Below are 20,414 nucleotides of genomic sequence, written 5' to 3'. Positions count from 1 at the left end.
GAAAGCGGATCGCAAGCTCCGAGGAACACTATCCGGTCTGGGTGGGCACATGGCGCTCCCATTGCGGGCGAGGATGAGGCGCGCGTGCGACCCGGCGATTGAGGGCTGCGCTGGGGGCAAGCGGGTGTCGACCTCAGCCAAGAGGAAGCCTTCGACCTAGTCTTGGGCGTTGGGCTGGTCATCAATGGCGAGACGCCGCGCCTCCTGCGTGGCGGAGATCACGAACATGATGGAAAGCGCCACGAAGGTGACGATCAGAACCAAGTCGCACCAGGTGAATCTTTGCGACAGGATCTCGAAGGAGGGCGCACCGAAGAGCAGAAGCGTGGCATTCATGATCAGAATGCCGATGCGCACCTCGGTCGGGCCAAAACCCATGACCGCCAAGTGGAACTCCCGTCGCACCACATTGCGCACGAACACATAGATGGACACCATGTGGTAGCCGGTGAGCGCCAGCAACGCGGTGTCCAGCCGGGCGTAGGGCGACAGGCCGATGCCAGCGGCAATCAGCAGATTGCCGACCACATCAATGTTCTGGTCGAGAAAATACCCGTAGCGGGGCCGCGCAATGTCGCGCACCCGCGCCAGCGTACCGTCCAGAGAGTCCCCGAACCAATGCACCAGCAGACCCAGGTTCGCCAGCCACAGGAAGTGGATGGACACATGGCAGGCGAGGTAGCCGGCCATCACCAGCACGGCGCCGAATACGCCGAAGGCGGTGAGATGGTCGGGCATGACCCAGGACGGCAGGCGCGCGGCCATCCAGCGCAGCAGCGTGCGTTCCGGAGCGGCGAGGAAGCTTTCGTGGAAACGTTCGAACAGGCTTTCGGCCGGGCGCGTCACTGGCGAATGGTCTCCGTGTCATGGCGGTAAGAGGACGTCCGCCCCATTTCGGGACCGCTGTGTCGCCAACGCTGAGCGGCGGTCTCCGGTTCAGACGGATGGACGTTCGCCATCCCGACAGCCTTTACCCTGCGCACCGCATCATGCCGAACGAAATCGGGTCCCATCGTTCCGGCACCGGCTCTAGAGCGACTCGATCCGGGCCGGGCGGACGCGCGGTGCAGCCGGAACGAGGGCCTCCCCGTTGGGGCCGTGACGGCGGGTATCGGTGACCGCGCCGCTCGCCACCCGCTCCGCATATCGGTGCGCCGCACATTGGCTGAGGAAGGTCTCGACCGCCACGAAATAGGCTTCGCGCGCGTCCACGGCGTGTTGCACCGGGCGCGGCGCGACCTGGGGGCGCTCCCCGCGGGTCCAGGCGCGAATGGCGCAATCCCAGGCCTGCGGCGCGCAGGGATCCAGCAGCAGGGCGCTGTCATCGACAACCTCCCGGTGGGCGGGAATGTTGGAGGCCATCACCGGGACGCCAAGGCGGCTCGCCTCGATCAGCGGCAGTCCGAAGCCCTCCGCATGTGACGGCATCAGCAGGCCGATGGCGCCGGTCAGCAGCCGCTTTAGCGAGGGACTGGAGAGCCCGGAAACCACATGAACGCGCGCGCCGAGCGCCTTGTTCTCGCGCACCGGTGCGAGGATCTCGTGACTGCGCCAGCCCGGCGAGCCGATGATGACCAAATGAGGGGCATCCTCCCCCATGTCTTGCACCAGCCCCCGCCACACGTCGAACAGCAGGGAATGGTTCTTGCGCGGCTCGATGGCCCCGCAGATGACGAAATAATTGGCGCCGTCGAGGGTGGAATCCTTGGCCGCCGGCGTATCGAACACCCGTGGCACGGGCAGGGGCTGCGCCAGCGTCATGATGTCATCGCGGCCGAACCGGCCGAGCGCCTTGCGGACCGTATCCTTCGCCGCCGCCGTGGTCACCAGCAGGCCTGCGGCGTAACGAGCGGTGGACGCAACCATGGTGGCGTGATGCCGCGCGGAGGCGGGCGAGACATATTGCGGCGTGTCGAGCGGGATCACGTCGTGCAGCATGAAGACCGGCGTGACGTCCGGCCGCGCATCCAGCCAGCGCAGGTAGAGCGGCATGGCGAGGCTCACATGCCCGACGTTCAAATAGACCGCGCGATCGGGGACATGATGCTTGGCTGAACTGCCGAATTGGAACCCGGTCGCCGAGACCAGCGAGCCCATGCGCTTGGCGCGCTGCCAGCGGCTGAAGCGCGGCGGTGATGCCATCGCCTCTCGCCCGGTGGGTTCGCCGCGCAGCTCTTGCACCAGCTGGTGCCAGAGCACGTCATCTTCCATCCCGCGGCGCTCGGCCCACAATTTCTGCAACCGGAACAGGCCGCGACGCACCGCGTGCTTTTCGAACACCCGCATCCCCTGAAGGGTCGGCATCACGCCGACGCAGGGTTGGGCAGATTGCCGGAACAGCCGGGCGGCGAGGGCGAAGTCAACCCGGTCGATCCCGCGGGGCGTGCGACTCAGCGGACCGAAAAACAGGCGCGTCACATCATATGCGATGGGAACGGTCACCAACATACTCCAACGCCGACACAGGCATGTGCAGTCGCAAGGGGTTGGGTGCCCGACCGCCGAGAAAAACACTGTCCCCTCGAAGGGAGCTTCTCCACCACCCACCACATCTTTCTTCGCAGCATTGACCGCAGGGGGCAACAGCTTCTTCGCCGCAATGCGGCAATTTCCCATGCTCCCCATGGGAAATATCCGCTCGGCGCGTTAACGTTTCCCCCTACGTCAGAGCCTTGCGTGACAGGATTTGGATACCTGCGGCAGGCGGGCGCATATCCCGGCATGGCCCCGCCCGTGCGACGCGCCGAGAGCCGTTGGTGGGCCATCTCGCCCGGCGTGTCTGCTGGACCGGCGGTTGCCTCCGCTGCCGATTCGTGGCGTGGTCCGCTCCCGCCGTTTTGACGCTCAGAGGACATCCGCATGAACCGCCGGGCCGCCCCGCACTCGATCATGATCGATGGGTTCAACCTGGGTCTGGAGAAGGGGACGGGCGTTGCGACCTATGCGCGCAATCTGAGCTATGCCTGCCGCGACATCGGGTTGCGTACGGAGATCCTGTACGGTGCACCCTTCGGGCCTGGCCGGTCGTCCCTGCTGCGGGAAATCTCCTTCTTCGATCCGCACCAGCCGCAGAATGCCTGGGAGAGGATTGGGCGGGATCTGCAGCGGCTGATGCCGCGCCCGTTCGGTCCCCGCGCCTTCGAGGTGCCGGTAACGGGCGATGTGATCATCGAGTCCCAGCGCTCCCGCATGCCGCATTTCGACCGGATCTGGAATGCCAATGACCTGTTCGGCGCCGCCACCACGCAATTCGCGCTGACCAACGGCTTCATGCCCGTGCGCGACCTGCCGCCCGTGGACATCATGCACTGGACCTATCCGCTGCCCCTGACGCTGCCGGGCGCTAAGAACATCTACACCCTGCACGATCTGGTGCCGCTGCGGCTGCCCTATACCACGCTGGATCACAAGGCACGCTACCTGCGCCTGTCGCAGAAGCTGGTGCAGACCGCCGACCATATCGTCACCGTGTCGGAGACCTCGCGCAACGACATCATCGAGCTTCTGGGGTGCCCGCCGGACAAGGTGACCAACACCTATCAGGCGGCGGAAATCCCGGAGAAGTATCTCAACCGCTCGGAAGACGAGGTCCGCAACGACATCGAAGGCGCCTTCGGCCTGCCCTACAAGGGTTACTTCCTGTTTTTCGGGGCGATCGAGCCGAAGAAGAATGTGGGGCGGCTGATCGAGGCCTATCTGGGCAGCCAGATCGAGGCGCCCCTGGTGCTGCTGGGCAATACGGCCTGGAAGGCGGAGCAGGAATTGCGCCTCATCAGCGCCACCACCAACCAATATGTGGAGCAGGTCGGCAGCCGCACCTTCACCCGCGAACGGGTGCGGAAGCTGGAATATGCGCCGTTCTCTTTGCTCACCAGCGTCATTCGCGGCGCCAAGGCGACCGTATTCCCCTCACTTTATGAGGGGTTCGGCTTGCCGATCCTGGAGAGCATGCTGCTGGGCACGCCGGTCATCACCTCGGACCTGGGGGCAACGGCGGAGATCGCCGGCGACGCGGCGCTGCTGGTGGATCCCTACGACACGCGCAGCATTGCGCTGGCCATGCGCGAATTGGACACCAACGAGACCCTGCGCGCGGATCTCGTGGCCCGTGGCCGGGTCCGGGCGGAGTTCTTTTCCATGGCCCGTTATGCGGAGCGGGTGAAGAGCCTTTATGATCGGCTAGTGTAATCAAGGCATGGGCCTTTCTCAACGGAGACATCGGCGCTGACCAGCCAGCCGCGCCGCGCGGCTATCAAGTTTCTCCCCGGCGCTGTACGAGTGTCCGGCACCAGGATCGCACGGGAGCATGCGTTGAAGGCGAGCAGATTGATGGATGGCGTTGCGCAAAGAATCGCCCGCCAGATCATGGGCATTCTTGCGAAAATGTACCCGCCCAGTGCCATTGAGGACGTCTTGGCAAGGCTCGAGCGCATCGAGCAGAAGCTCGATCAGATCGAGTATTTCAGCCATGGCGGGCGCGCCAATTACATTGGCAACAACCGCGTCTTGACCCGTTGTGTGGTGCGAAACAATGTCATCGCTTTCATTCTTGAAGCCGATGATCGCATCTTGAGCCCATGGTTCATTGTCTCGGGTCGATACGAAGAGATTCTGACAAATTATTTTGCCGACAACCTGAAGCCGGATAGTCACTGTATCGATGTCGGTACAAATTTCGGGTACTTTACCTGCCTTATGGCGCGTTTCTGTCCCAGTGGCCGGATTCTTGGTATCGAGGCCGAGCAGAACGTCTATGCCGTTGCCCGCGACAATATCTACGTCAATGGGTTTGAAGGCATCGCCAGCGTCATCCATGCCGCTGCGTCAAACAGCACTGCAGATGTAATTTTGCACAGCCGCGGAACCCGTTCTGCCAATACAAGCATTGCGAAGATGCCGGAGGATTTTATCCGCACACTTGCCGAGCCGGACTCGCAAGCCTTTGCCGTGCGAGGCGTGCGGCTCGACGACTTGCTTCCGCAGATGGGTGGACGGGTAGATTTCCTGAAAGTGGACGTCGAGGGGGCCGAGCCCCTGGTGTTCCAGGGCGCACAGGAGACCTTCGCCACCAACCCGCAACTCCGTGCGGTGATGGAGTGGTCACCGGGCCAAATCTCTGCGGCGGGCTTCGATCCGCCCATCTTCCTGGCAGAGCTTGAGGCGATGGGGCTCGCGTTCCACGATATCGAACCTATGGGACTGACGCCGCTGAGCGCGCATGAGTTGCTCAATATCCCCTATCGGGCCGGGATCGTGCTTCAACGCGCTGGTCTGGTTTGAGTCGCATCCGCCAGGTGCAGCCGGGTGTCTGCCTGCGAACGATTTAGGCGTCCTGTCGCAGGCTCCGCTGGTTGGGGGCGCGGCGCGCGGCCGGGCCGTCGGTCGCATCAACGACCGCCGACTTGAGATCGAGGCGCCCTTCGATGGCGCCCTCGCGCATGAAGATTCGGATTTCCAGTGGTGCGCGCGGCTCATCAATGTCGAGGTGCGCTCGAACCAGAAAGGAACCGGCCTTTGGCAGGTCGAACGCATCGGAAACCACAGTGCTGCCGTGCACGAACTGGATTTCGATGCGGTTGCCCGAAAGGTTCGCCTCGACTGCAAGCTCGACGGCGATATCCCACCGACCCATGGGGAGATGGAGATAGGGCCCGTAAGAGAGGCACCGGGCCGGGCCCAGCATCTCTATCGGGCCGATGAGAATCTCGTTTGGAGTATCCGCAGGGATGAATATTTCCTGTGGCCAGAAGAAGTGATCCACGTTGCGGCCGCTCATGAGAGATTTAAGCGGGGCGTTGATCTGCTCGATGACCTTGGCATCGCTGCGCGAAAGCCCTTCGGGCGCTTCATACATCGGATGGGCATGTTCCCAGCGGGCGAGCAGTCCCTTCTCCATGGAGTCGGACAAAGCGAAGTCCGCGCCGAAGTTCGCCCGCGCCATGATCCCGAACATGTGGCGCTCTTCCAATTCAATCTGGAAATGGGTGGCGATCGCCTGAAAGAACTCGGCAAAGGTCAGCTCATACTCGCGTCGCAGGATCAGCGCCCGCGAGCCCAGCATCAGATCATTGATGGCAAAGAGACATTGATGGGTCAGGCGCACCGCCCAGGGCCATGTCTGAGCCCGTTCGCGCATGATGTATGTAGTGATGTCGTCCACGTGCTCGGTAAGAATAAGAAGGGGACGGTCAAGCTTCAGGAAAACATCGACCATCGCCCGCTCAGGGCTGTAGGAAAAAAAGAGAACATGTGGATGTTGGCGCTTCGCCCAGGCCGCCCGCATCTGCTCGATCTCGTCCACAGCGATATAATCGAGGTCCTGCAGGACCTCCTCGGCGAGTGCGCGGATCATGAAGAGGCAAAATTGCGTGTAGCCTGACGGAGGCCCAAACGTGGATATCAACATGAGGGCCGGCCCCTATGGTCTGTGATCCTCATGGAGCCTGGCGGCCGACGTCTGATGAAGCAGCGCACGCCGTCACATGGTCTCATAAATGCTCAGGGCTAACTCTAAGTCTTCCAGCACCCGACCGCGCCCGTTTTTCAGGACCAGGGCCTTGTTGCAATAGGTGCGGATCATGTGCATGTCGTGGCTGACCAGGATCATGGCGCATCCCGCGCGTTTCACGAACAGCTCATCGTGACATTTGCGTTGGAACCGCTGGTCGCCGACAGAGATCACCTCGTCGATGAGGAAGCAATCGAAGTCCACCGCCAGGGTCAATCCGAACATGAGCCGGCTGCGCATGCCGGAGGAATAGGTCTTCACCGGCAGGCTGAGCAGCCGGCCGAGCTCCGCAAAGTCGTCAACGCGCGCCACCGCATCCCCGCCATCCACCCCATAAAGTCGGGCAATGAAGCGGATGTTGTCCAGGCCGCTCATGGTCACGTCGAAGCCACCGGAGAAGGCGATGGGCCAGGACATGCTGAGGTCGCGGGTGATCGTGCCGGACGTGGGGGGTTCTACGCCGCCGATGATCTTCACCAGGGTTGATTTGCCGGCTCCGTTCCGGCCGAGCACGGCGATCTTCTCGCCCTTCACGATCTCAAAGCCGATGCCGTCGAGCACCCGCCGCATGCCGATGGGCGTATGATATTCCTTCACGATCTGGTCGAGGCGAATGGACGGCACGGCCGCCCTGCTGGAAGGCGGTCCCGCCAGGGCGAGCGGCTGTTGGCGATCCGCTGGCAGCCAATGGTCGTTCATGCCTGGTGTTCCAGGGTGTTCGCCACCAGGCTGCGCGCGATCCAATACACGCACAGGGACATGAACAAGACGGCAATCACGCCCAGCAAGCGCTTGGGTTGCAGGGCCTGGTCGGGAACGTTCGGCTCGGAGATGGTCTGCAGATAGATGCGCTGGGACTGGGCTTCCTGCCGCGCGCTCTCCAGGAAGGTTGTCGCCGCGGCCAAGGCCTTGGCCGCGAGTTCACGTTCCACCACCAGAAGTTCATAGCCCTGCAGCTTGCTGGCAATGGAGTCGGCACCGCCCACCACGGCCTTGCGCTGCTTCTGCATCTCGGCCCGATAGGCGGAGATGCGTTCGGTCAGGGGCGCGTTGGCTGGGCTGTCCGGGGCCATGGCCCTTTGCTGCGACAGCGTGGCTTCCAGGCGGGCGATTTCGGTCGCCATCTTGCCGAGCATGGCCAGCGACTGAGTGGATTCCTTTTCCGGGTCCACCACGAGTTGCGTGTTGCGGTATTCCGCCAGTCGACTCTCGACGTCCGCCAAGCGTGCCTGGGCTTCCTTGAGCATCGTCTCGGAGAATTTCACGGCGTCTTCATTGGAACGCACGTTCAACCGGTTCACGAACTTCTCGGTGACGCCGAGGAGCGCCAGGGCCAAGGTCGAGGCGTCCTCGGGGCGATAGGTTCGCACTGTCAAGGTGGAGATGCCGGTTCCCCCATCGGTCACCACGTCGACGATCCGCCGGTAGGCGCGATAAAACTGTTCCTGCGTGTCCTTGCCCAGCGGGCTTGGATAGCGGCTGAAGATGTCGGCTTCCTCGCGCGCCATGATGGCCTTGAGGTTGGCGGATTTCGCCAGCTCCGTGGCCGCATCGCGGGACAGCATGTACTCGGCGACCGCATAGGTCTCATCGGCGGCACGCGACATGCTGTCGCTTTGCATCATCATCGAGAGGCTCGACCCGCTGGTACGCGAGGAAGAGCGTACTAGGAACGTGGCTTCGGAGATGAAGATATCCGAGGCGATCAGGCCGAAATAGACGATGGCCAGAAACACGGGCAGGACGAACAGGCTGAGGAACAGCGCATAGCGCCGCCAGAACGGCAGGGGTGGGGTGCTGGGGTGCTCGGAGTCCCGGGTCTCGGCGCCGGCATCCGGCACGAGCGGAATGAGTTCAATCCGGCGCATGACCGGGAGGGCCGGCGCCGCCACCTCGGCGGGAGCCGCGCCGGTGGCGGCTGCGGAATCGGTGACGGTCCGGCTCATGAGACTTGCACGTGTTTTTGCGCGGCCCGCGCCATGGCAAGGCCCGCAGCGGTGGTGATCGTGCACACCACAACCATGTAGGGGATGCTGAACTTCGCGTGAACCTCCGGCCCGAACAGGCCGGCGCGGAAGATCTCGAACGGATGCACGAGCGGTGACCAGATCAGTATTTTCTGCGCCTTCTCCGGCAGCCAGTTCAACATGTAGAAGCTTCCGGTGAGCGGGAGCGTGACGTACATCACCGGCGCCACGAACCGGCGCAGGGCCTCGCTCATCTCCGATACGCCGGCCAGGAACAGGCCGAATCCGAAACCCAGCCAAGTGAGGATGGCCCAGCCGCCAATGAGCAGCAGTGGGTCATGGATCTCCGGCACGGAGCCCCACATGTAGAGCGGAATATAGGCGATGAAAAAGGCCGCGAGGCCGCCGAGGCTCTCCAGGATCACATGGGCCGCCAGCACGTCGAGCATGCGCACGTTGCGATGGAACATCAGCCCCGCATTGTGGGTCATGGCATGGACCAGATGCCCCACAAGATGGCGCCACAAGGTCAGCATCGCGTAGCCGGTGAGGACGAACGGGATCAGGCCTACGCCGTGACCATGGTCCATGCCGGCCATGGTCCACATGATCATCACGCCGCAGGTCATCAGCAGCGGCTCGCCCATGAGCCAGAAAAATCCGAGATTCTCATGGCCGAAGCGCGTCAGCGCATCGCGCAGCATGAGGGCGGTGATCACCCGGCGCTGCACGTTCAGGGCGGCCACGAACGAGGTCTTCGACCCGTTGGTCGGCGGCAGTTCCGCGAACCGCGCAAAGGCTTGCAAGAGGCTCATTGGGCGTGTTCCCCCGAGCCGACGGAGATGATCCAGATCACCGCGAACGCAGCGAAGCCGAACACCAGGACCGTCATGATGGCGCGCAGACGCCGCGGTTCGGTGGATTCATCCGGCAGGTTCGGCTCGACCACTTCCTCCACATAGATGTGCTGGCGGCGCGCTTCCTGGCGGGCCGTGTCCAGGGCATTCATGGAGGATGCGAGCGCTTTATCCGCCAGATCACGCCGCAGCGCCAATTGCTCATAGGTGGCGATCTTGTTGGCGAGCGAGTCGTCGCCTCCGGCCATTTTCGCCCGCTCCGCCCGGACGCGATCCTCCAGCGCCGCGATCTTGGCGCGCTGGGCCGGAATGCCGGGATTGTTGGGCGAGGAGGTCTGCATCTCCTTCAGGGAGGCGATGGCATAGGAGAGGTCGGTGGTCAGATTGCCGATGGTCTCGATGAGCGAGAAGGTGGATTTGGACGGATCGACGATGACTTCCTTGTTCCGGAATGCCGTCAGGGCGGCCTGCGCCTGGATCACCGTGTCCATGGCGAAGGTCACTTCGCGATTGGCCGCGCCCATGGCATCGCGCTGCGCCCGCTCGTTCATCTTGTTGACCATGCCTTCGGCAAGCCGCAGCAGGGTCTTTGAAAGTTCGAGCGAATCCGCTGGCCGAAAAGTCTCCACCTTGAGTTCGATGATGCCCTTCGTACTGTCCTCATCGACGGTCACATGACCGCTGAAATAGTCGTAGAGGGATTCGTGGCTGTCCCGCCGCCAGACGTAGGGGTAGGCCGACCACCAATCGGCTTCCGGGCGCTGGAAGATGGCTTTTACGTCAATGCCCGAATCGATCACGCCCTGCATCGCATCGCGGGATTGCAGGTATTTCTGGATGACGTTGGCATCGTCCACGGTCTTGGCGATGCCGAAGGTGCGGAACAGCATGTCCAGGCCGGTGGCCCGCTGCGTCGAGACGCTGCGGACGATGAACTTCACGTCGGACACATAGCGCGGGGCGGCCAGCAGCCCGTAAAACAGCGTGGCAAGAACCGTCGGAACGAGCACCAGCGCGATGAAGCTGATCCGTGTGATGTTCTTACGGAACTGAAGATTGGCGATATAGGCTTCCGCCCCGCGACCAAGGCCCTTGGGCGGCTTTGCACCAGCAAGGAAATTGGTCACGATCGCCGGCAAGGACCGCTCGGTTACGCTCATCCCTTAGCCTGTCTCCGCCGGCCATCCGAAGATGCGCCAACCTAGCAGATTGCCAGGCCGCCTGCATCCGCTCCGCCGCAGCGCGATCTCACGATAATGCAGCAATTTTGAGATTGCGTTGCTCCCGTAGGGGAATTGGGCCAGCCCGCACGCGCCCTCGACCCGCCTTTCAGTTCCCGACGTGGAACCTCAGCCCCCGCATCCCGAGCCGCCGCACAAAGGCCGGCGCCAGCAGCGACAGGCGCGAGACCCAGTAGAGGCCGAACGGAAAACCCGAGAGGGCTCGGTCGCGGCCCAGCGCCTTCAGGATGCGCGCGGCCGCATCATCGGCTGAGATTTCGCCCGGCCGCTGGCCGAGGTGAAGGTCGCTCATGCCGGTGCTCACATAGCCCGGGCACGCGACGCAAACCCCGATGCCCTGCCCGCGCAAGGCGTCCCGAAGGGCCAGCCCATAGGACAGCAGGCCGGCCTTGGCGGCGGAATAAGCCGGGGCGTCGGGCAAGGGGGCGAAGGCGGCGAGTGAGGCGATGAACAGCAGACGACCGCGGCGTCGGGCGCGCATGCCCGGCAGAACCATATGCACCGCGTCGATGGCGGCCAGAAGGTTGGTGTCGAGCACACGGTGGGCGGCCGCTGCGCCCTCCACGGCCTCACCGTTGCGCCGGCCATCGAGGATACCGGCGTTGGAAATGAACAGGTCGATGGGCCCCGATTGCTCCAGGTCGGCCAGAAAGGCTGCAAGACTGTCGCGATCGCGCAGGTCCAACCGGCCGATGTGGCATTCGGCCCCCAGCACCCGACAGGCACCGGCCACCGCGTCCAGGCGCTCCGCATTGCGCCCGACCAGGGCGAGGCGGTGGCCCGCGCTGGCCAATTGGCGGGCCAGCGCGGCGCCGATCCCGCTTGAGGCGCCGGTGATCACGGTGAAGCCGGCGTTTCCTGGTGCGGCCACGACGGGCGTGCTCAAGCCTGTGTCCCCCGGCGCATGTGGCGAGGGGCGGCGCAGGTCACTTCATCAGCTCGGCATAATGGGCGACAGAAACGCCCTCTTCGATCAGCTTGTTCAGCTCTTCCGATACGGCGGCGACCGCGGTGTCGATATCTTCGTCCGAATGGCTGGCGGAAATGAAGAAACGCAGACGGGCGGATTTTTCCGGGACGCCGGGCGGAATGATGGGGAAGGCATTGATGCCGCGCGCCAGCAACCGATTGGCCAGCACCACGGTGCGCAGGCTGTCGCCGACGATGACCGGGGTCACCGCATAGCCCCAGCTGGTGGCCACATCGAGCCCGGCGGCGCGGGCTGTCTCCAGGAAACGCTGACCATTGGCCTGGAGCTTGGTCACCCGCTCCGGCTCGCGCAGCATCAGGCGCAGTGCGGTGAGCGAGCCCAGAGCCGTGGTGGCTGGCAGGCCGACGGAATAGACCATGCCCGCGGCCTGGAATTTCAGCAGGGTCATGAGATCCGCCGGGCCGGCCACATAGCCGCCGCAGCCCACCAGGGTCTTGGACAAGGTGCCCATCCAGATATCCACCCCGGCCGGATCGATGCCCTGGTGCTCCCACAGCCCGCGCCCGGTAGCGCCGAGAACGCCCAGGGAATGGGCCTCGTCCACCATCAGCCAGGCGCCCCAGCGGCTCTTGATCTCAATGAGGCGGGCCAGATCCGGGCCGTCGCCATCCATGGAGAACAGGCCCTCGGTGACGATCAGGCAGCGCTCGTGCTTGTCGCGGGCGCTTTCCAGGATCGCCTCCAGGGCCTCCAGGTCGTTGTGGGCGAAAATCCTGCGGTTGGCGTGGGACAGATCGGCGCCGACGACGATGGAATTGTGCGCCAGGGCATCGTGGATCACCAGGTCCTTGGGGCCCAGCAAGGTGGAGATGACCGAGACATTGGTGGCATGCCCGCCCACGAACACCAGAGCGTCCTCGGTCTGGTACAGCGCCGCCAGCGCCGCTTCGAATGCGCCATGGAACGGGCGCTCGCCGGCGGTGAGCCGGCTGGCGGAGACGCTGGTGCCCCAGGTTTCCGCCGCCTGTGCCACCGCGGCGGTGATCTCCGGGTGGCCGTTCAGGCCCAGATAGTCATAGGAGGCGAAATTGAGAATGGGCCGGCCGTCGATGACGGTTCGTGCCCCCGCCCGCACCTGATGGGTGAGGTAGAACGGATTGCCGATCCCCAACATGTCGCCCGCTGCCCGCTGGGTCTTCAGCATGCGGAACGCGGGCAAGGTCTCGAACGAGACGTCCCGCACCGGGGCGGGGGCCGTGGCGGCGCGCGCTGTCGTCGGGGCCGCGGTCCGCCGCATGGAGGAGAGGAAGGCAGTCCGCTCGGTAGCGGTCAGGCGGTCGGCGGTGGGCTTCTTGGTCACATCACCCTCGTCACCTGGTTGCGGCGGGCCGCGAGCCTGTCGCCCATCTGGGCAAAATCGGCCTCATCCCCGCCATGCATGGCGATCAGGCGGCGATCCCCGGCGTCAATGGTCTCGGCGGCTCCGGGCGTCCGCACCGATTGCAGCAGGCGGCGGCTGAGTTCGCGCAAATTCGGCACCGAGGTGATCGCCACCAGTGGCAGCCCGACCCCCAGCTCATGCTCGATATTCATACTCAGCTCGAGCGCCATGAGGGAATCCATCCCCATTTCGGCAAACGGCCGATCCACGTCGATCTCCTGGGCGGACAGACGCAAAATCCGCGCGATCTTGCCGGCGATCAGGTCGCCGAGCAATCGTTGGGCTTCCGCATCGCTCTTGCCGGCGATCAAGGCGGCGATGTCGATCTCGGCGGCTTCGTTCTGCTGGCCCTCGTCGTCAAAGACATTCGCAAAGGCCGACGTGGAGAGGATCGGCAGGTCGCGCATCAGGCCGGTGCGCTGCCAGCGGGCGCAATAGACCACCGGGTCGGTCAACCGCCCCGCCGCCCGCAGCAGGCGGCCGAGCCGGCTCAACGCATCGGCGGAGGCGAGGCCGGTGATGCCGCTGATCCGTTCCAACTGCTCGGCGGTGGCCTGGTCGCGGGCGAGCACGCCCGCATCGGCGATGGCGCCCCAGCCCACCGCCAGCGCCGGCAGGCCCTCGGCGATGCGCTTGCGGGCCAGGCCCTCCAGATAGGCATTGGCCGCCACATAGGCCCCCTGGCCCGGATTGCCGATCAGCGCCGAGATTGACGAGAACAGCACGAACTGCGCCACCGGCTGGTCGCGCGTGGCGCGGTCGAGATGGGCCGCGCCGTCGATCTTGGGCGCCAGAACCGCCGCCAGTGCTTCGGGCTCCAGGCCGCGGATCAGTCCGTCCTGCAACACCATGGCGGTGTGGTACACGCCGGTGATCGGGCCGTAAGTGGCGGCAACGCGGGCGATCAGCGCATCCACCGAGGCGCCGTCGCTGGCATCCACCTGCTCCACGGCGAACAGGATGCCCTTGGCCCGCCAGGCGGCGATCCGGGTCTGGAGGCCATCGTCCACCACGCCGCGGCGGGAGGCGACCACCACCCGTTTCGCCCCGCTCTGGGCCAGCCATGCGGCGGTCTCGAAGCCGAAGCCGCCGGCGCCGCCCACCACCAATTGCACCCCATCGCCGGGGGTGAAGGCGGGGGCAAGCGGTTGCGGGATCGTGACGTCCGCACACACCGGCGGGCGGATCACGATCTTGCCCACATGAGCGGCGGACTGCATCAGGCGGAAGGCTTCGCCGATCTCCTCCGCCGCGAAGGTGCGGTGGGGCAGGGGGGCGTAGATGCCCTTGGCGAAGCCGGCGGCGAGTTCCTTCAGCCCCTTGGCCACCAGGCGCGGATCCTGCGCCAGCAACTGGTCGAGATCGACACCGAAATAGGTCAGGTTGCGCCGGAACGGCCGCAGGCCCAGCTCGGTATTGGCCACATAGTCGCGCTTGCCCAGCTCCACGAAGCGGCCGAACGGCTTCAGGCATTTGAAGCTGGCCCGCATGGCTTCGCCGCTGAGACTGTTCAGCACCACATCCACCCCGCCATGGGTTTGGCGGATGGTGTCGGCGAAGGCCAGGGAGCGGGAGTCATGCACCTCGTGGGCGCCGAACAACTGCACCAAGGCGCGCTTGTCCGGGGTCGAGACCGTGGCGATGACCGTGGCGCCGCGCGCGCGGGCGATCTGGATGGCGGCGAGGCCGACGCCGCCGGCGGCGCCATGGATCAGCACCCGCTCGCCGCGCTTCACCTTGGCCAGTTCCACCAGCCCATACCAGGCGGTGAGGAAGGCCACGGGGATGCCGGCCGCCCCTTCCGGCGTGGTGCCGGCGGGCAAAGGCATGAACACCCGGCGCGGCGCAGTGACATGGGTGGAGAAGGCGTTCTTGGCGAAGCCCACCACCATGTCGCCGATGGCCAGATCGCGGACGCCGGCGCCCAGCGCCACCACACGGCCGACGCACTCGAAGCCGAACACGGCGCCAGCCATGCCATCATCCAGCACGTCGTCATCCAGCAGGCCCATGGCCAGCATGACATCGCGGAAATTCAGGCCGGCGGCGATCACTTCCACCTCCACCGAGGCGCGGTCCGGCACGACACGGGGCTTGGGCACCCAGCTGAAATGGTCGAGGACCCCTTTGCGGGGGAATTCCAGGGTCAGGCCGGTCTCCGGGCCGAGCGGCACCTTGGCCAAAGGCAGGCCCCGGTGCACCCGCATCACCTGCAGGCCGTCGGCGTCCAGCACCACCTCCCGCTCCGCATCCGGCGCGGCCAACAGCGCGCCCAGGCGATGGGCGGCGTCGAGGGGGCTCAAGGCCGGGGCGATATCCACGAGCCGGATATCGATATCGGAAAACTCATTCATCGCCACGCGGCCGAAGCCCCACAGCGCATCGGCGACCGGATCCAGCGGTGCCGCATGGGCGCCGCGGACCACCAGCCACAAGCGCGGCTTCGCGCCGCCGGTCGTGGCCTCGCCAAGGGCGGTGATGATGTGGGCAATCTCCTGTTCGGCCCGCTGACGGTCGTCGCCGCCGATGCTGTCGAGCAGGCAGATGAAGTCCGCGTCACAGGGCTCGATGCCGCCGAAGGCCACGGTGTCGGTAAGCGCCAGGCCCGCCGCCTGGAGCCGTTCCGACAGCACAGCCGCCAGCGGGCTGCCTCCGGCGCCCGCCCGCAGAATGCGCAAGGGCCGCTCCGAGGCGGGCTTCATTGGAACCGGGGGCTTCGCCACCAGGCATGAGCCGCCGTCGGCAAGGGCGAGCACGCGGATGTCGCTGCACCCGGCCTGGCCCAGCGCCGCGCGGGTCTCGTCCGTCGACGGGACTTGTCCCAGCGGCAAAGTGAGGTCGGCGGACCGCGTGAACCAGTCCGCATCGGTGCCCAGGAAGAAATCGATCACCGGATCGGCGGCGGGCTGGGCGACCATCACCGCTCCTCCCGTCCCGACCTGTTCGGCGATCTTGCCGATCAGCGTGGCGCCGCTGCTCCGGGATGCGCGCCAGCCCTGAATCAGGGCGATGTCATATGCCGGACGTCGTTCTGGGTCTGGCGTCGCATCAAGGGCGAGGAAATCCACCGCTGCGGTGGCCGGCAGGCGGCGGCGGAGACGCTCGAGGGCGGCGGCATCCAGCCCGGCCACGGTCAGGCGGATCTGGCCGGCGCGGCTCAGCGCCAGCAAAGGCGTCAGCAGCCCCCGGCCATCGGCCTCGGCCACCAGGACGTGGGGGACATCGCCGGCGCCTGCCGCCCGCACCGCATCCAGCCCGGCGGTGAGTGCGCGGACCGTCGGGGCAAAGATCAGTCCGTGGGCGGAGAATTGCTCCCGCACTTCCGCACGGTGATGGACGGCGGTGCCGGTGGCGAGGAATTGGTCGATTTCCGCGGCGGTACATGCCGCCAGCAACAGTTCCGCGGAGGCGCCCGGGCACTCGGCTGCGAAGGTGCGCAGGATTCGCTCGGGATCCGGCAGGCCGGACTCGGCGGTGAGGCGAAACCCGCCCGGCTCCGGTGTGGCCAGTTCCGCGGCGGCCAATTCCTCCGCCAGCATGGCGGCGAAGGCCAGCGATGGGGCAGCCAGTTTGCCGGTGGTGGTGAGGGTTGCCCAATGCACCAGACCCGCAGTGTCCGCCAGCTTCCATAGGGCCCGGTGCCCTACGGCCCGCACGAAGGCGCGCAGCATCAGCCAGCCGTCGGAGACGTCCGGTTCCGGGGCGGCGGCAACACCGTTGGCGGCGATGGCGGGTAGATCCATGCGCCCGGCAATCCGCCCACGGCGCTGGAGTGCCGCATAGAGGAAATCCGCATCGGGGTCGGTGCGGGAGAGCACCACCGATTTCAGCAGCACGTCCTCCACTTCGGCCACCACCAGGCCGTCCGCATCCTTCAGCAGGATATGGACCTTCAGCGACTGGTCCGTATGCCGGTCCACCGTGATGGTTGCGGCGGTGACCACGGGATGGTCGCGGAACAGCGCAAGGCGGCCGAGCCGGATCGGCAGGTAGGTGCGACGGACGCCCGGCTCCATGTCGATGAGCAGGAACAGGCCGTGCAAAGCCGCGTCGAGGCTCGCCGGATGCAGCAGCTGCGGGCGGGTGAAGGCGCCCGTGCCGGCCTCGGCGGGCGTCAGCTCCACCTCAATGGTCTTGGCATCGCGCTTGATGGACTTCGCCAGCCGGAAGGCCGGTCCATAGCCGAGGCCGCAGGCTTCTGTACGGGCATAGATTTCGTCGGCCGTGGCCTGAAACAGGCGACCGCGGGGCTTGCCCGGCGTGCGCGGCGCATGGGCCACGTCCACCAGCCGGCCGCGCGCATGCAGCGTCCATTCGTCGGGTCCGAGGCGCGGGCGGCTGAAGAGCTCCACATCTCTGGTTGCAGCGGCATAGCGCACCGAAATCTCGCGCATGGACTGCCGCGGCAGCACCAGCGGCTGGAGGATGTCGCAATCCTCGACGCCCAGCGGCCCTTCGGGCCTGAGTTCGCGGGCCACCGCCAGCACCATCTCCACGATGGCGGCGCCGGGCACCACCACTTCGCCGTCCACAAGATGGTCGGCGAGATAGGGCACCACCTCGGCGTCCAGCGTCGTGCGCCATTCCGGCTGGCCGTCCGCCAGCCGCCCGCCGATGAGCGGGTGACGCGGCCGGTCACCGAATAGGTCCAGGGCGGCGGAGGTGCCGTGGAAACGATAGGTCGAGCGCTGCCACGGGTAATGCGGCAGGTCCAGGGACCGGTCCACCTGCGGCGCCAGGGGCGACACCGCCAAAGCGACGCCGTGGGCATGGGCCTGGGCGGCGATCCAGGCGATGGGGTCGCGGTCCGGATCACGCTCGTCGCTCTCCAGCAGGCTGGAGATCACGCTGGCGCTGGCGCCGCGCTCCTTGAGGGTCTCGGTGATGGGGGACAGCAGGATCGGCCGCGGGCCGATCTCGATGAACAGGCCAGCGCCCAGTTCGGACGCGGCATCCACCGCCTGCTTGAACTGCACCGGCTGGCGGACGTTGCGCCACCAATAGGCCGTGTCCAACTGCTGCCCGTCGAGGGCGCCGCCGGTAACGGTGGAGATCATCGTGGCGCGGGCTGCACCGGGCTGCACCATGCCCACCGCAGCCAGGAAATCGTCGTGCGTGACCTCCAACAGCTTGGAGTGGAACGGATATTCCAGATCCAACGTCCGGCTGGCGATGCGCTGCTTGCGCGCGGTGCGGGTGGCAAGGTGCACCGCATCGCCCGTGCCGGACAAGGTGATGGACGAAGGGCCGTTCTCCGCGGCGATCTCGATGTCGTCGCGTTCGAACCCGGCCAGGAACTCTTCCATGCGCGCGCGATTGGCGGCGAACACCGCCATCAGGCCCATGCCGTGAGTGGCTTCCTGGGTGGTGGCGCGGGCGTGGATGATGCGCACCGCCTGCGCCAGATCGATGGCGCCGGAGGCTTCCGCTGCGGCGACCTCGCCGATGCTGTGGCCGAGCACCATGTCCGGCCGCAGGCCTTCGGCGGCAAGTGCCGCCGTGACGGCGGACTGGACGGCGAACATCAGATACTGCGCCACGCTGGCGCGGCCGATCCGCTGGCCCAGGTTCGGGTCGAACAGATCGTCCTTGATCGAGCCGCCGGCAAGCGCGTGGAAGGCGGCGTCGATCTGGTCGATGCGTTGGCGGAAGGCCGCGTTGCGCAGATAGGCCGCGCGGCCCATGCCCGCATATTGGGCGCCATTGCCCGAGAAAGCGAAGCACACCGACACGTCGGCCTTGGGGGCGTTGCCCAGGGCCACGCCCTTGGAACTGCCGCTGCCGACATAATCGTGCAGGGACTTGGCCATCACCGCGCCGGCGTCGAGCACCTGCACCAGCCTGTGGCGCAAGGTTTCGCGGCCGCCTGCCACCGCTGCGGCCAGGCGCGCGGGATCGACGCCCTCGTCCAACAGCACGGCATGGGCGGCGGCGGTGGCCATCAAGGCTTCCGCGCTGGCGGCGGACAGCGTCAGGTGCCGGGGGGGCTCCGATGCCGGCTGGGTCGGTTCCGCCGCTGCCGGGGCGCTGGCCAGGATCACATGGGCATTGGTGCCGCCGAAGCCGAAGGCCGAGACGCCGCAATACAGGGTTGCGGCGGAGCGATCGAGCGCCACGGACTCACGGGCGGGCAGCAGGTTCAGGTCGCCGAAATCGATCAGCGGATTGAGGGCATCCAGATGCAGCGAGCGGGGGAACTCGCGGGTTTCCAGCGCATGCAGCGCCTTGAGCAGGCCGGCGACGCCCGCGGCAGGCTCCAGATGGCCGATGTTCGATTTCACCGAGCCGATGGGCAGCGGCGCGGCGCGCCCGCGTCCCAGCACCGAGCCAATGGCATGGGCCTCTACCGGGTCGCCGACGCGGGTACCGGTGCCGTGGGCTTCCACAAAGGCGACTTGGTCCGGGCCAAGCCCGGCGTCGCCATAAAGGCGTTCCAGCAGAGAACGCTGGCCGTGCATGCCGGGCAAGGCGATGCCGGAGGTGCGGCCATCGGAATTGACCCCGGCTGCGATGACGAGCGCGCGCACCGAGCCAGGTGCCGCTAGGTCCTGCCGGCGCAGCACGAAGGCAACAGCGCCTTCGCCGCGCACATAGCCGTCTCCGTCGGCGGAGAAGGGCCGGCATAGCCCGGTCGGCGACAGCATGGATGCGCGGGAAAACCCGATGAAGGAGGCCGGTGTCAGCAGCATGTTGACGCCGGCGACCACCGCCGTGTCGATCCGCCCGCTGCGCAGGTCGGACAGCGCCTGCGCAAACGCCACCAGCGAGGAGGAGCAGGCGGTGTCCACGGTGAAGCTGGGGCCGCGCCAGTCGAACGCATAGGAAATGCGGTTGGACACCACCGACAAGGTGTTGCCAGTCATGAAGTGGCTCTCGATGGCCGCGGGATCGGAGGCCAGGAGATTGCCGTAGTCGAGACTTGAGGCGCCCACATAGACGCCGACCTCATGCCCCGCCAAGGCAGAGGGCGCGATGCGCGCGTCTTCCAGCGCTTCCCAGACCACTTCCATCAGCAGGCGCTGCTGCGGGTCCACCTGAGCCGCCTCGCGGGGCGACATGCCGAACACGGTGGGATCGAAGTCGAACGGGGCATCCAGATAGCCGCCGGCGAAGGAATAACTGAAGCCGGCTTCGCTGGCGCGGGGATGCAGGAAGCGCTCGACGCTCCACCTGTTCTCCGGGAATCGCTGCACCGCACAGCGGCCGTCCGCGAGCAGGCGGCGGAAACGGGCTTCGTCAGGCGCCCCCGGAAGGCGACACGCGGCTCCAACGATTGCTGTCACTGTTGCATCCGAAGCCCCGATCCCGGGAGGACTTTTGAACCGCAATGCATTCACCTGGGGATGAGGGTTCTTGAGAAACGCAGGGTTTCCGGTGCTTGGAGCGACGTTTTCCCTTATCGCAGCGGACCCTCTCGACGGTCAATATCCCAGACCTTCCCAGCGGTACCCTTGCTTGTGGCGGCTCAC

12 protein-coding genes are annotated in these 20,414 nt (G+C 66.0%); 2 read left to right on the top strand and 10 right to left on the bottom strand.

The genetic code is table 11. The annotated features are described in order from the left end of the window. Positions 1-156 precede the first annotated feature (156 nt). Together AAG816_RS03205 and AAG816_RS03200 are read right to left on the bottom strand one after the other, a co-directional pair. Positions 157-846, bottom strand: coding sequence for a CDP-alcohol phosphatidyltransferase family protein (locus tag AAG816_RS03205; protein ID WP_341988047.1), 690 nt, complete (start codon positions 844-846; stop codon positions 157-159). 183 nt (positions 847-1,029) lie between these two features. Next, positions 1,030-2,442: a glycosyltransferase family 1 protein gene (locus AAG816_RS03200; protein ID WP_341988046.1), complete on the bottom strand. Its 1,413-nt coding sequence runs from the start codon at positions 2,440-2,442 to the stop codon at positions 1,030-1,032. A gap of 417 nt (positions 2,443-2,859) precedes the next feature. Between AAG816_RS03200 and AAG816_RS03195 the strand changes: the two genes are divergently transcribed. Continuing rightward, on the top strand, positions 2,860-4,188 hold the full coding sequence (locus AAG816_RS03195) for a glycosyltransferase family 1 protein (RefSeq protein WP_341988045.1): 1,329 nt from the start codon (positions 2,860-2,862) through the stop codon (positions 4,186-4,188). A gap of 141 nt (positions 4,189-4,329) precedes the next feature. Continuing rightward, positions 4,330-5,280 carry an FkbM family methyltransferase gene (locus tag AAG816_RS03190; RefSeq protein WP_341988043.1) on the top strand — a complete coding sequence of 317 codons (951 nt, stop codon included), beginning with the start codon at positions 4,330-4,332 and terminating at the stop codon, positions 5,278-5,280. A gap of 43 nt (positions 5,281-5,323) precedes the next feature. On the opposite strand, the gene AAG816_RS03185 is transcribed toward AAG816_RS03190, so the two are convergent. From AAG816_RS03185 to AAG816_RS03150, 8 genes are all read right to left on the bottom strand, one after another. Then, positions 5,324-6,406 (bottom strand): hypothetical protein, encoded by a 1,083-nt coding sequence (locus AAG816_RS03185; protein WP_341988042.1) that lies wholly within the window; start codon positions 6,404-6,406, stop codon positions 5,324-5,326. A gap of 72 nt (positions 6,407-6,478) precedes the next feature. Next, positions 6,479-7,207, bottom strand: a complete 729-nt coding sequence (locus AAG816_RS03180; protein WP_341988041.1) for an ABC transporter ATP-binding protein — start codon at positions 7,205-7,207, stop codon at positions 6,479-6,481. Then, a complete protein-coding gene (locus AAG816_RS03175) occupies positions 7,204-8,454 on the bottom strand; it encodes a hypothetical protein (RefSeq protein ID WP_341988040.1) in 1,251 nt (416 codons plus the stop codon). Before AAG816_RS03175 ends, AAG816_RS03180 begins: the two co-directional genes overlap by 4 nt. Further along, on the bottom strand, positions 8,451-9,290 hold the full coding sequence (locus AAG816_RS03170) for an ABC transporter permease (RefSeq protein WP_341988039.1): 840 nt from the start codon (positions 9,288-9,290) through the stop codon (positions 8,451-8,453). The genes AAG816_RS03175 and AAG816_RS03170 overlap by 4 nt, the downstream gene beginning before the upstream one ends. Further along, positions 9,287-10,492 (bottom strand): hypothetical protein, encoded by a 1,206-nt coding sequence (locus AAG816_RS03165; RefSeq protein ID WP_341988038.1) that lies wholly within the window; start codon positions 10,490-10,492, stop codon positions 9,287-9,289. The genes AAG816_RS03170 and AAG816_RS03165 overlap by 4 nt, the downstream gene beginning before the upstream one ends. Positions 10,493-10,661: 169 nt before the next feature. Next, positions 10,662-11,459, bottom strand: a complete 798-nt coding sequence (locus AAG816_RS03160; protein WP_341988037.1) for an SDR family NAD(P)-dependent oxidoreductase — start codon at positions 11,457-11,459, stop codon at positions 10,662-10,664. 40 nt (positions 11,460-11,499) lie between these two features. Then, positions 11,500-12,864 (bottom strand): aminotransferase class I/II-fold pyridoxal phosphate-dependent enzyme, encoded by a 1,365-nt coding sequence (locus AAG816_RS03155; RefSeq protein ID WP_341988036.1) that lies wholly within the window; start codon positions 12,862-12,864, stop codon positions 11,500-11,502. After that, positions 12,861-20,228 carry an SDR family NAD(P)-dependent oxidoreductase gene (locus tag AAG816_RS03150; RefSeq protein ID WP_341988035.1) on the bottom strand — a complete coding sequence of 2,456 codons (7,368 nt, stop codon included), beginning with the start codon at positions 20,226-20,228 and terminating at the stop codon, positions 12,861-12,863. Before AAG816_RS03150 ends, AAG816_RS03155 begins: the two co-directional genes overlap by 4 nt. Positions 20,229-20,414 lie beyond the last annotated feature (186 nt).

Source organism: Azorhizobium sp. AG788, from assembly GCF_943371865.1.
Classification (GTDB): domain Bacteria; phylum Pseudomonadota; class Alphaproteobacteria; order Rhizobiales; family Xanthobacteraceae; genus Azorhizobium.
Note: the sequence above shows the minus strand (reverse complement) of the source record. Positions and strands in the feature narration are given on the sequence as shown.